Raw genomic sequence first — 12930 nt, 5'->3', positions numbered from 1 at the left:
TCCAGTCCCGTCCGCACTGCCCGCCCGCACCTGTCGAAGGGTTGACCCGCCATGCCACACATCCCCGCACCCAGCCGCAGAGGACTGCTCTTCGGGACCGCGGCCGTCTCCGCCGGCGCCCTGCTCACGGCCTGCACCAGCAACGAGCCCGCCAAGAGCGAGGAGAAGGCGCCGGGCAACGCGCCCGTCGCCGACAAGCCCGGCAAGGCCGTCACCATCGGCTTCGCCGGCCCGCAGGCGGACCACGGCTGGCTCAACGCCATCAACCAGAACGCCAAGGCCCGGGCCGGGAAGTACCAGGACGTGACCCTGGAGATCACCGAAGGGTCCAACGACACCGCGGCCCAGATCGGCCAGGTCCAGACCCTGATCAACAAGAAGGTCGACGTCCTCGTCATCCTGCCCGCCGACGGCAAGGCGCTCACCCAGGTGGGGCTCCAGGCCATGCGCGCCGGCATCCCCGTGGTCAACCTCGACCGGATCTTCGCCTCGCCGCAGGCCTACCGCTGCTGGATCGGCGGCGACAACTACGGCATGGGCCTCAACGCGGGCAACTTCATCGGCGAGCGGCTCAAGGACAAGCCCGGCGCCACCGTCGTCGAACTCGCCGGGCTGGACAACCTCGAACTCACCAAGCAGCGCACCAAGGGCTTCGACGACGCGCTCAAGAACTACCCCAACATCCGCAAGGTCGCCCGCCAGGCCGCCGACTTCACCGTGGAGTCCGGCCAGGCCAAGATGGCGCAGCTCCTCCAGGCCCAGTCCTCGTTCGACGCGCTCTGGAACCACGACGACGACCAGGGCGTCGGCGCGCTGCGCGCCATCGCGCAGGCCGGACGGGACGACTTCCTGATGGTTGGCGGCGCGGGCGCCAAGTCCGCGATGGACGCCATCAAGGCCGACGACAGCGTGCTCAAGGCGACCGTCCTCTACCCGCCGACCATGGCCGCCTCCGCTGTCGACCTCGCCCGCGCGCTGGGCCAGGGCAAGGGGGTGGGCGGGCTCGCCGAGCTGGAGATCCCCGCCTCGCTGACCCTCTACTCGGCCGTCGTCACCAAGGACAACGTCGACGAGTACCTGCCCACCGGCTTCAACTGACGGGCGCCGCGCGGCCCGTCCGGGCGCCGCCGCGCCCCGGCGGCGCACCGGCGTCCGGGCCGGGCCCGGCCCCACCGTGCACACCGACGAGGAGGATCCGTATGGAACAGAGGGACAGTGGCGTCGCCCCGCCGGCACTCGGCGTGGGCATGATCGGGTACGCGTTCATGGGCGCCGCCCACTCGCAGGGGTGGCGCACCGCAGGCCGCGTCTTCGACCTGCCGCTGCGGCCGGTCCTCGCCGCGATCGCCGGGCGGGACCGGGACGCGGTCCGCGCCGCGGCCGCCCGGCACGGCTGGGCGGCGGCCGAGACCGACTGGCGCGCCCTGATCGCCCGGGACGACGTGCGGCTCGTGGACGTGTGCACCCCGGGCGACAGCCATGCGGAGATCGCCGTCGCCGCCCTGGAGGCGGGCAAGCACGTCCTGTGCGAGAAGCCGCTCGCCAACTCGGTCGCGGAGGCCGAGGCGATGGCGGCCGCCGCCGAACGGGCCCGGGAGCGCGGCCAACTGGCGATGGTCGGCTTCAACTACCGCCGCGTCCCCGCCGTCTCGTACGCCCGGCGGCTGATCGCCGACGGCCGGATCGGCGCACTGCGCCATGTGCGGGTGACCTACCTCCAGGACTGGCTGGTCGACCCCGACTTCCCGCTGACCTGGCGGCTGGAGCGGGAGCACGCCGGGTCCGGGGCGCTGGGCGACCTCGGCGCGCACATCGTGGACCTCGCGCAGTTCCTGGCGGGGGAGCCGCTGGTCGGGGTCTCGGCGCAACTGGAGACCTTCGTCCGGGAGCGGCCGCTGCTCGCGGGTGCGTCGGCGGGGCTGAGCGCGTCCGGCGGCACCGGCCGGGGGCCCGTCACCGTGGACGACGCCGCCGTCTTCACCGGCCGGCTCGCCTCCGGCGCCCTCGCCGTCTTCGAGGCCAGCCGGATGGCGCCCGGCCGCAAGAACGCCCTCCGGCTGGAGATCAACGGCGAACTGGGCTCCCTCGCCTTCGATCTGGAACGCCTCAACGAGCTCCTGTTCCACGACCACGCCGAGCCCGCGGCCACCGCCGGGTTCCGCCGCATCCTGGTCACCGAGGCCGAGCACCCCTATCTGGAGGCGTGGTGGCCGCCCGGCCACGCGCTCGGCTACGAGCACACCTTCGCGCACCAGGCACGCGACCTGGTGGTGGCCATCGCCGCCGGCACCCAGCCGGTGCCCTCGTTCGCCGACGGGCTCCAGGTGCAGCGGGTGCTCGCCGCGGTGGAGGAGAGCGCCGGGAAGAACGCCGTCTACACGCCCGTACCGGTCCTCGAAGCGGTACCGGCACACGGTCAGGCCCACGCACGGGCACAGGTCTGAGGAGGAGGTCCGATGCCACGTCCGTTCACGCTGTTCACCGGCCAGTGGGCCGATCTGCCGCTGGAGGAGGTGTGCCGCCTGGCTCGCGAGTTCGGCTACGACGGCCTGGAACTCGCCTGCTGGGGCGACCACTTCGAGGTCGACAGGGCCCTCGCCGACCCGTCCTATCTGGACGGCCGGCACGCCCTGCTGGAGAAGTACGGCCTGAGGTGCTGGGCGATCTCCAACCACCTCGTCGGCCAAGCCGTCTGCGACCATCCGATCGACGAGCGCCACCAGGGCATCCTGCCCGCCCGGATCTGGGGGGACGGGGAGGCGGAAGGGGTCCGGCAGCGGGCCGCGGCCGAGCTGAAGGACACCGCACGGGCGGCCGCCGCCTTCGGCGTCGATACCGTCGTCGGCTTCACCGGCTCCTCCATCTGGCACCTCGTCGCCATGTTCCCGCCCGTCCCGGAGCGGATGATCGAGCGCGGCTACGAGGACTTCGCGGAACGCTGGAACCCGATTCTGGACGTCTTCGACACCGAGGGGGTCCGCTTCGCCCACGAGGTCCACCCCAGTGAGATCGCCTACGACTACTGGACCACCCAGCGGGCGCTGGCCGCGGTGGACCACCGGCCGGCCTTCGGGCTCAACTTCGACCCCAGCCACTTCGTCTGGCAGGACCTCGACCCGGTCGGCTTCCTCTACGACTTCCGGGACCGGATCTACCACGTCGACTGCAAGGAGGCCCGCAAGCGCCTCGACGGACGCAACGGGCGCCTCGGCTCCCACCTCCCCTGGGGCGACCCGCGGCGGGGCTGGGACTTCGTCTCCGCCGGACACGGCGACGTGCCCTGGGAGGACGTCTTCCGGATGCTGCGCTCCATCGGCTACGCGGGGCCCGTCTCCGTGGAGTGGGAGGACGCCGGGATGGACCGGCTCACCGGTGCGCCACAAGCGCTTGCCGACCTGAAGAAGTACGACTTCGACCCGCCCAGCGCCTCCTTCGACGCCGCCTTCTCGGGCGGCGAACAGTAGAACACGCAGGTCCGGGCCCGGCGGGACAGCAGCCGCCGGGCCGGTCCGGCATGCCCCGGCACGACTTTGTCCTGCATCCGGAAGAAGTTCAACTCCCCTCTGCGTAAGGGCTTTCCGTGCCGGACGAACCCGGATACCGTCCCTTCACGCGTACATGACACAGGTGGTGCGGGAGTGACGGCGCACTCCGGTTCCACGGCACCGAGCCCACGGCGGCCCGGCCGCGTCCGCCCCGGCCCGCACCGCGAGAGGCGAGCGCGGTACACGGGGACACCCCCAGCGCTCCACGGCAACCCGCCCGTTCGACCGGCCACTACCGGAGGACATTCGTGCACAGAAGACGGCCACGAGCCCGCAAGGCTCTCGCGCTCCTCACCGGAAGTCTCCTCGCGGCGACCTCCCTCGCCCTCACCGCGCCGACCGCGGCCCAGGCCGCTGACCCCGAAGCGGCGGCCGCCGCGGCGGAACCCGAGTTCCAGCAGGTCACCCTCGCCAAGGGCGCGGAGGAGACCGGCGAGCCGATGTCCCTCGCGGTCCTCCCCGACCGCAGCGTCCTGCACACCTCCCGCAACGGCGAGTTGCGCATGACGGACGCCGGCGGCGAGACCCGCGTCGTCGGCACCGTGCCGGTCTACTCGCACGACGAGGAGGGACTCCAGGGCGTCGCCCTCGACCCCGCCTTCGAGGAGAACCGCGCCATCTACCTCTACTACGCGCCCCCGCTGGACACCCCCTCCGGCGACGCGCCCGACCAGGGCAGTGCCGAGGACTTCGCGGCGTTCGAGGGCGTCAACCGGCTGTCCCGCTTCGTCCTCGACGAGGACGGCACCCTGGACAACGCCAGCGAGAAGAAGGTCCTGGACATCCCCGCCACCCGGGGCATCTGCTGCCACGTCGGCGGTGACATCGACTTCGACGCCGAGGGGAACCTCTACCTCTCCACCGGCGACGACTCCAACCCCTTCGCATCCGACGGCTTCACGCCCATCGACGACCGCCAGGGCCGCAACCCCGCGTACGACGCCCGGCGCACCTCCGGCAACACCAACGACCTGCGCGGCAAGATCCTGCGCATCAAGGTGGCCGAGGACGGCTCGTACACCGTCCCGGAGGGGAACCTCTTCGCCCCGGGCACCGAGAAGACCCGGCCCGAGATCTACGCCATGGGCTTCCGCAACCCGTTCCGCTTCAGCGTCGACAAGAAGACCGGCATCGCCTACGTCGGCGACTACGGACCGGACGCCGGCACCGCCGATCCCGAGCGCGGCCCCGCCGGCCAGGTCGAGTTCGCCCGGGTCACCGGACCGGGCAACTACGGCTGGCCGTTCTGCACCGGCGACAACGACCCGTACGTCGACTACGACTTCGCCACCAAGACCTCCGGCGGGACCTTCGACTGCGCCAAGCCGGTCAACGACTCCCCGCTCAACACCGGGCTGACCGAACTTCCCCCGTCGCAGCCCGCGTGGATCCCCTACGACGGCGGCTCCGTGCCCGAGTTCGGCAGCGGCTCCGAGTCCCCGATGGGCGGGCCGGTCTACCGCCACGACCCCGACTCCGACTCCCCGGTGGCCTTCCCCGCCGAGTACGACGGCGACTTCTTCGCCGGTGAGTTCGGCCGCCGCTGGATCAAGCGCGTCGAGCAGGGCGAGGACGGCTCCGTCCAGTCCATCAACCCGGTCCCCTGGACCGGCACCCAGATCATGGACATGGCCTTCGGACCCGACGGAGCCCTCTACGTCCTGGACTACGGCACCGCCTGGTTCGGCGGCGACGAGAACTCCGGCCTCTACCGCATCGAGAACGCCACCGGCGGACGCTCCCCGGTCGCCGAGGCGAGCGTGAACAGGACCTCCGGCACGGCGCCCCTGAAGGTCGCCTTCTCCTCCGCGGGCACCACCGACGCGGACGGCGACGAGCTGGCCTACCGCTGGGACTTCGGCGACGGCAGCACCTCCACCGCCGCCCACCCCACCCACATCTACCGCGTCAACGGCACCTACACCGCCACCGTCACCGCCGAGGACCCGACCGGCCGCACCGGCTCCGCCAGTGTCCGCGTCGTCGTCGGCAACACGGCCCCCAGGGTGACCCTGGAACTGCCGGCCGAGGGGGCCCTGTTCAGCTTCGGTGACGAGGTCCCGTTCAAGGTGAGGGTCACCGACCCCGAGGACGGGCAGATCGACTGTGCCGAGGTCAAGGTCAGCTACATCCTCGGCCACGACAGCCACGGCCACCCGATCACCTCGGCCAACGGCTGCGAGGGCACCATCAAGACCTCCTCCGACGGCGGCCACGACCCCAACGCCAACATCTTCGGCGTCTTCGACGCCGAGTACACCGACGGCGGAGGCGGCGGCCAGGCCCCGCTCACCACGCACGACCAGGCCCAGCTCCAGCCCCGCCACCGCCAGGCCGAGCACTTCGACGACTCCGCCGGCGTCCGGATCTACGACAAGGCCCCGGCCCACGGCGGCAGGACCGTCGGCGACATCGACAACGGCGACTGGATCTCCTTCTCGCCGTACAACCTGGCCGGCAGCAAGAAGCTGACCGCCCGCATCTCCTCCGGCGGCTCGGGCGGCTTCCTGGAGGTCCGCACCGGATCCGCGAACGGCACCCTCCTCGGCTCGGCGCATGTACCCGTGACCGGCGGCTGGGAGACCTTCCAGGACGTCGAGATCCCGCTGCGGAACGTCAACAGGAAGACCACCGAACTGTTCCTGGTCTTCAAGGGCGGTGCCGGGGCCCTGTTCGACCTCGACGACTTCACCTTCTCGGCCACGCCCGTGGACCGCACCGCCAAGCGCGTCCTGGTCTTCTCCAAGACGGCCGGCTTCCGCCACGACTCCATCCCGAGCGGTGTCGCCGCCCTGAGGGAACTGGGCGCCGAGAGCGGCATCACCGTCGACGCGACCGAGGCCGCGGGCCAGTTCACCGCCGGCAACCTCGCCCGCTACGACGCCGTCGTCTTCCTCTCCACCACCGGCGACGTCCTCGACGCCGAGCAGCAGAAGGCGTTCGAGAACTACGTGGCCGGCGGCGGCGGGTACATGGGCGTCCACGCGGCGGCCGACACCGAGTACGACTGGGAGTTCTACGGCGGCCTGGTCGGCGCCCGCTTCGCATCACACCCGCACATCCAGCAGGCCACCGTCCGCGTCGAGGACCACGACCACCCGGCCACCGCTCACGTCGACGGCCCCTGGGAGCGCACCGACGAGTGGTACAACTACCGCACCAACCCCCGTGAGCAGGCACGCGTTCTCGCCACCCTGGACGAGACCACCTACGAGGGCGGCACCATGAAGGGCGACCATCCGATCGCCTGGTGCCAGGCCTACGAGGGCGGCCGCTCCTTCTACACAGGCGGCGGCCACACCAAGGAGTCCTACGCCGAACCGGCCTTCCGCCGGCACCTGCTGGGCGGCCTGCGCTACGCCACCGGCCAGGTCAAGGCCGACTGCAAGCCGAGGAGCGGATACCGGCCGATCTTCAACGGAGAGACGCTGGACGGCTGGAAGCAGGCCGGACCGGGGAAGTTCAACGTCGTCGACGGCGAACTGCGAACCGAGGGCGGCATGGGCATGCTGTGGTACCAGGCCAAGGAACTCGGCTCGTACTCCCTCACCCTCGACTGGAAGACGGAGGGCGACGACAACTCCGGGATCTTCGTCGGCTTCCCCGCCTCGGACGACCCCTGGTCGGCCGTGAACAACGGCTACGAGGTCCAGATCGACGCGACCGACGCGGCCGACCGCACCACCGGGGCCGTCTACGGCTTCAAGTCGGCCGACATCAAGGCCCGTGACCAGGTCCTGCGACCGCCGGGGCAGTGGAACAGCTACGAGATCCGCGTCGACGGCGAGCGCCTGCGGGTCTTCCTCAACGGTGTGAAGATCAACGACTTCACCAACACCGACCCGGTCCGCAGCCTCAAGGACGGCTACGTCGGCCTCCAGAACCACGGGGCCGACGACCAGGTGTCCTTCCGGGACATCCGGTTGAGGGAGCTGCCCTCGTAGGTCCCCCGGGGCCGCGCACGAGCCGGCGGCGGGCGGGGAGGCGCCGTACCCCCGCCCGCCGTCCTCCACCCCACCTGAACAACCGATCGGCAGGGAGGCAGCCCGTGAACGACGGGAACGCGAGGGAGACCGGCGGGCGTGCGCCGGCGCACGAGTCCGGGACTGTGGCAGACGGGGCCGCGGGTGTGGACGCGGGGGCCTCGGGGGCGCGTGGGTCGTCGGAGGTGCGTGGGTCCTCCGGGGTGCGCGGGGCATCGCGGACGCATGGGTTCTCCGGGGTGCACGGGGCCGGGCCGGGCCTCCCCGAGCGGACCGGGGTCTGGTTCGTCGGGGCGCGCGGCTCCGTGGCCACCACCGCCGTCGCCGGCTGCGCGGCCGTCACCGCGGGACTCCACCCACCGACCGGCATGGTCACCGAGACACCGCCGTTCACCGGCACCGGACTGCCCGCCCTCGCCTCCCTCGTCTTCGGCGGGCACGACGTCACCGACTGCCCGCTGCCCAAGCGCGCCGAGCACCTCACCGGAGCGGGCGTCCTCCCGCACGGCCTCGCCACCGCCGTCGCCGCCGAACTCACCCGCGCGGACGCGGAGATACGGACCGGAGGACCGCTCCCCGGCGACACCCGCACCGACGAGGAGCTGATCGCCGCCTTCGCCACCGACCTCACCTCCTTCCGCGCGCGCCACCACCTGGTCCGCGTCGTAGTCGTCAACGTCTCCTCCACCGAACCCGTCCCGGGCCCGGACGACGAGCGCCTGCCGCCCAGCTCCCTCTACGCGGCCGCGGCCGTGCGCACCGGCTGCCCCTACGTCAACTTCACCCCCTCCACCGGGCTGCGTACCGCGGCCCTCACCGACGCCGTCTCGGCCGGCGGGCTTCCCCACGCCGGCCGAGACGGAAAGACCGGGCAGACCCTGCTGCGCTCCGTCCTCGCGCCGATGTTCGTCCAGCGCGCGCTGGACGTGCGGGCCTGGTCCGGCAGCAACCTGCTGGGCGGCGGGGACGGCGCGGCCCTGGCGGACCCGGCGGCCGCCGCGGCGAAGAACGCCGGCAAGGAGCGCGTCCTCACCGACACCCTCGGGCACACCCCCGAGGGCGAGGTGCACATCGACGACGTCCCGGCGCTGGGGGACTGGAAGACGGCGTGGGACCACATCGCCTTCGACGGCTTCCTCGGCTCCCGGATGGTCCTCCAGACCATCTGGCAGGGCTGCGACTCCGCCCTCGCGGCGCCCCTCGTCCTCGACCTGGCCCGCCTGGTCGCGCGGGCCCACGCGGTGGGCATCTCCGGGCCACTCCCCGAACTCGGCTTCTACTTCAAGGACCCGGACGGCGGCGGCCCGGCGGGCCTGGCCGACCAGTTCACCGCCCTCCTCGCCTTCGCGGCCCGCCTCCGCGAGGAGACCCCCCGATGATCCGCACGCTGATCACCCGTCTCGCCCCGCCTCCCGCGCGCCCCGGCCCCGCCAGGGTTGCGGGCGGGCCACGCCCCGGCAGAGCGGAGCCCGGGCCCACGCCTGCGGGCATGCCCGCCTCCGGCCCGGGGGCCGTTCCGGGCCGCTCGGCGGTCGTGGGCGCAACCGCTCGGGGACAGGCCGCGGCCGGGGAGGGACCGGCGTCGCCCGGAGAGAGCCACCGCCGGGCCGACGGGCCTGCCGCAGGCAGCGGTTCGGGTGCGGAGGGCTTCGGGGCCGTTCCCGCCGGGGCCGTCGACCCCGCCGCGTCCCGGCCCCGTGGGCGGACCCGGCTGCGGGCGTGGGGCGAACTGCTGCGCGTGTCCGCGCTGTTCTCCGTGCCCGGGGACGCCCTCGCCGGTGCGGCCGCCGCCGGGGCACGCCCCAACCGGGGGACCGCGTACGCGGTCGGCGCGTCCCTGTGTCTCTACGAGGCGGGCATGGCCCTCAACGACTGGGCCGACCGGGACGAGGACGCCGTCGAGCGCCCCCACCGGCCCATCCCCTCGGGCCGCGTCCGCCCGGCCGCGGCACTCGCCGCGGCCGGGGCGCTCACCGCCGCCGGGCTGGCTCTCGCCGCGCGGGCCGGACGCCCGGCCCTGGCCGTCGCGACAGCGTTGTCGGCGACGGTCTGGGCGTACGACCTGCGCCTGAAGCACACCCCCGCCGGCCCGGCCGCCATGGGCGCGGCCCGCGCGCTCGACCTTCTCCTCGGCGCCACGGCCACCCTCGCGGCCACCTCGGCCCCGCCGGGCGGCCCGTCCCGGAGTCGGGCGCCGGGACGCCCGCCCACGGAAGCCACCGGCGCGGCCCGCGCTCGTACCTCGCCCGGCGCGGCCCGCGCTCGTACCTCGCCCGGCCCTGCCCGCGCTCGTACCTCGCCCGGCGCGGCCCGCGCTCGTACCTCGCCCGGCGCGGCCCGCGCTCGTACCTCGCCCGGCGCGGCCGGTCCGTGCGGCGTCGCCTTCGGTACCGGGCCCGGCGCCACCGTAGCCACCGTTCCGGGCGCTCGGGTGGGCCGAGAGTCCTTGGGGCCCCGGCCCCGGGCCCGCGGGGCCGGGGCAGCAGCCACCGTCCGCCTCGGATCAGGCACGGCGCACTCCGCGCTGCGGGCCGTGCGCAGCGCGGCCCCCGCGGCCGGGGCGCTCGCCGCGCACACCTTCGCCGTCACCTCCGTGTCGCGCCACGAGACCCGGGGCGGCTCCACGGTCGCGCCGCTCGCCGCCCTCGCCACGGCCACCGCTCTGGCCGCCGCCGTCAGCAGCCGCACGGGCGCGGCGCCCCGACAGCGCGGCGGCCCGGCCCGGCACACCGGGGCCCGTCGCCCGGGTGCCCCGGTCCCGGTCACCGCGGCCCTGTCGGCCGCCCCCGCCCCCGTGCTGTTCGCCGCCGCGTATCTGCGGACCGCCGGACGTCCCCTGCTGCACGCCGCCCTCAACCCCTCCCCGGAGCTCACCCAGCGCGCCGTCGGCGGGGGGATACGGGCGATGATCCCGCTCCAGGCGGCGCTGGCCGCGCGTGCCGGTGCGACGGGCTCCGCGCTCGTCGTGGCCGGGCTCGCACCGGCCGCGCGCCGTCTCGCACGGAAGGTGAGCCTCACGTGAGCACCCCACCCACCACCCCGCTCCGCCTCGGCTACGGCACCAACGGGCTCACCGACCTCCGGCTGGACGACGCCCTCGGTCTGCTCGCCGACCTCGGCTACGACGGGGTCGGTCTGACCCTCGACCACATGCACCTCGACCCCCTCGCCCCCGACCTCGCCGCCCGTACCGCCCGGGTGGCCCGCCGGCTCGGCGAACTCGGCCTCGGCGTCACCGTGGAGACCGGCGGGCGCTACGTCCTCGACCCCCGCCGCAAGCACGGCCCCTCCCTTCTCGACCACGACCCGGCCGCCCGGGCCGCACGCACCGGACTGCTGCTCACCGCCGTGCGCACTGCCGCCGACCTCGGCGCGGGCGCCGTGCACTGCTTCAGCGGCACCACCCCGGCCGGTACCGACCCGGGCACCGCCTGGAAGCGCCTCGAAGAAGCCCTCTGGCCCGTCATCGACGCCGCCGCGGCCGCCGGAGTGCCCCTCGCGGTGGAGCCCGAACCCGGCCATCTGCTGGCCACCATCGACGACTTCCACCACCTCCGCACCGCCCTCGGCAACCCCACCCCCCTCGGCCTGACCCTCGACATCGGCCACTGCCAGTGCCTGGAGCCCGCCTCCCCGGCCGACTGCGTCCGCGCGGCAGGACCCTGGCTGCGGCACGTCCAGATCGAGGACATGCGCCGGGGCGTGCACGAGCATCTGCCGTTCGGGGACGGCGAGATCGACTTCCCGCCCGTCCTGGACGCCCTCGCGGACACCGGATACCGGGGGCTCACCGTCGTCGAACTGCCGCGCCACTCGCACGCCGGACCCGAACAGGCGGCGCGCTCTCTCGACTTCCTGCGGACCGCCGCCGCCGAGGGACGGGGAGGCGCCGGATCGTGACCAGCACCCCCGGGCCCGAACGCACCGCCCTCGATGCCCGCCTCACACCGGCCGCCCGCACCTGGCTCGGCGAAGCCCTCACCGAGGCCGCGGCCGCCGCGGCGGCCCCCGCCGCGCCCTCCGCGTACATCGCGCACACCTGGGAGCTGCTTTTCGCCGCGGCCGGGCGGTACTGCGGCCGGGAGCACGCCGACACCGCCCGCGCCCTGCTGCTCCGCGAGGCGCGCGCCGGCCTGGAGACCCTGACCCGGCTCTACCAGCACGGCAGCGCCGCCGAACGCCGCGCCGTGCTGCTCGCCCTGCCCTCCCTCGTCCCCGGACCGGGCGCCCTCCCGCTCGTCGAAGACGCGCTGCGCACCAACGACACCCGGCTCGTCGCCGCCGCCGTCGGCCCCTACGCGGCGGCCCACCTCGACCGGCACACCTGGCGGCACGCCGTCCTGAAGTGCCTGTTCACCGGGGTGCCCCTGGACGCCGTCGCCGACCTCGCCCGGCGCGCCGCCGGGGACACCGGACTCGGCCGCATGCTCACCGACTACGCCGCCGAACGCACCGCCGCCGGCCGGGACGTCCCCCACGACCTGAGACGCGCCCTGGCCCTGACCCGCGAGACGACGACCACGCGGCCCGAGGGCCCGTCCGAGGAGTCCTGAATGCGTATCTTCGACCCCCACATCCACATGACCTCCCGCACCACCGACGACTACGAGGCGATGTACGCGGCGGGCGTGCGGGCCCTGGTGGAGCCCGCCTTCTGGCTCGGCCAGCCCCGCACCTCCCCGGCAAGCTTCTTCGACTACTTCGACGCCCTCCTCGGCTGGGAGCCCTTCCGCGCCGCCCAGTACGGCATCGCCCACCACTGCACGCTCGCCCTCAACCCCAAGGAGGCCAACGACCCTCGCTGCACACCCGTCCTGGACGCACTGCCCCGCTATCTCGTCAAGGACTCCGTGGTGGCCGTCGGCGAGATCGGCTACGACTCCATGACCCCCGCCGAGGACACCGCCCTCGCCACCCAGCTCCAGCTCGCCGCCGACCACGCTCTGCCCGCCCTGGTGCACACCCCGCACCGGGACAAACTCGCCGGTCTGCACCGGACCCTGGACGTGATCCGCGAGTCCAGCCTGCCCCCGGAGCGGGTGCTGCTGGACCACCTCAACGAGACCACCGTCGGCCCCGCCCGCGACAGCGGCTGCTGGCTCGGCTTCTCCGTCTATCCCGACACCAAGATGGACGAGGACCGCATGGTCGGCGTGCTGCGGACCCACGGCACGGAGAAGGTGCTCGTCAACTCGGCTGCCGACTGGGGCCGCAGCGACCCCCTGAAGACCCGCAAGGTCGCCGACGCGATGCTCGCCGCGGGCTTCGACGAGGACGACGTGGACCAGGTCCTGTGGCGCAACCCCGTCGCCTTCTACGGGCTCAGCGGCCGGCTCCAGCTCGATGCGCCCGCCCCGGACGGCCTCCACGAGGGCAACTCCATCCTCCGCGGCGGGGAATGA

General features: G+C 73.8%; 9 protein-coding genes. All 9 read left to right on the top strand.

The genetic code is table 11. The features are described 5' to 3' along the window. The first annotated feature begins 51 nt into the window (after window positions 1–51). The 9 genes from C593_RS0116770 to C593_RS0116730 all read left to right on the top strand — a co-directional run bounded on the left by C593_RS0116770 (window position 52) and on the right by C593_RS0116730 (window position 12930). Window positions 52–1098: a substrate-binding domain-containing protein gene (locus C593_RS0116770; protein ID WP_018848458.1), complete on the top strand. Its 1047-nt coding sequence runs from the start codon at window positions 52–54 to the stop codon at window positions 1096–1098. A 101-nt stretch (window positions 1099–1199) separates the two neighbouring features. Continuing rightward, the gene (locus C593_RS0116765; RefSeq protein WP_018848457.1) at window positions 1200–2444 is read left to right on the top strand and encodes a Gfo/Idh/MocA family protein; all 1245 of its coding nucleotides are present in this window, start codon (window positions 1200–1202) and stop codon (window positions 2442–2444) included. Between the two features lie 12 nt (window positions 2445–2456). Then, complete coding sequence (locus C593_RS0116760) at window positions 2457–3464, top strand: sugar phosphate isomerase/epimerase family protein (RefSeq protein ID WP_018848456.1); 1008 nt, start codon at window positions 2457–2459, stop codon at window positions 3462–3464. Window positions 3465–3793: 329 nt separating this feature from the next. Then, on the top strand, window positions 3794–7489 hold the full coding sequence (locus C593_RS0116755) for a ThuA domain-containing protein (RefSeq protein WP_018848455.1): 3696 nt from the start codon (window positions 3794–3796) through the stop codon (window positions 7487–7489). Between the two features lie 278 nt (window positions 7490–7767). Next, a complete protein-coding gene (locus tag C593_RS0116750) occupies window positions 7768–8907 on the top strand; it encodes an inositol-3-phosphate synthase (RefSeq protein ID WP_018848454.1) in 1140 nt (379 codons plus the stop codon). 110 nt (window positions 8908–9017) lie between these two features. Further along, window positions 9018–10550 (top strand): UbiA family prenyltransferase, encoded by a 1533-nt coding sequence (locus C593_RS0116745; protein WP_018848453.1) that lies wholly within the window; start codon window positions 9018–9020, stop codon window positions 10548–10550. Then, complete coding sequence (locus tag C593_RS0116740) at window positions 10547–11428, top strand: sugar phosphate isomerase/epimerase family protein (protein ID WP_018848452.1); 882 nt, start codon at window positions 10547–10549, stop codon at window positions 11426–11428. Before C593_RS0116745 ends, C593_RS0116740 begins: the two co-directional genes overlap by 4 nt. Next, on the top strand, window positions 11425–12081 hold the full coding sequence (locus C593_RS0116735) for an EboA domain-containing protein (protein WP_018848451.1): 657 nt from the start codon (window positions 11425–11427) through the stop codon (window positions 12079–12081). The genes C593_RS0116740 and C593_RS0116735 overlap by 4 nt, the downstream gene beginning before the upstream one ends. Then, a complete protein-coding gene (locus tag C593_RS0116730) occupies window positions 12082–12930 on the top strand; it encodes a TatD family hydrolase (protein ID WP_018848450.1) in 849 nt (282 codons plus the stop codon).

It is taken from the genome of Streptomyces sp. CNT372 (assembly GCF_000377145.1).
The sequence above is the reverse complement of the archived record's forward strand: the minus strand, read 5'-3'. Positions and strand labels throughout refer to the sequence as shown.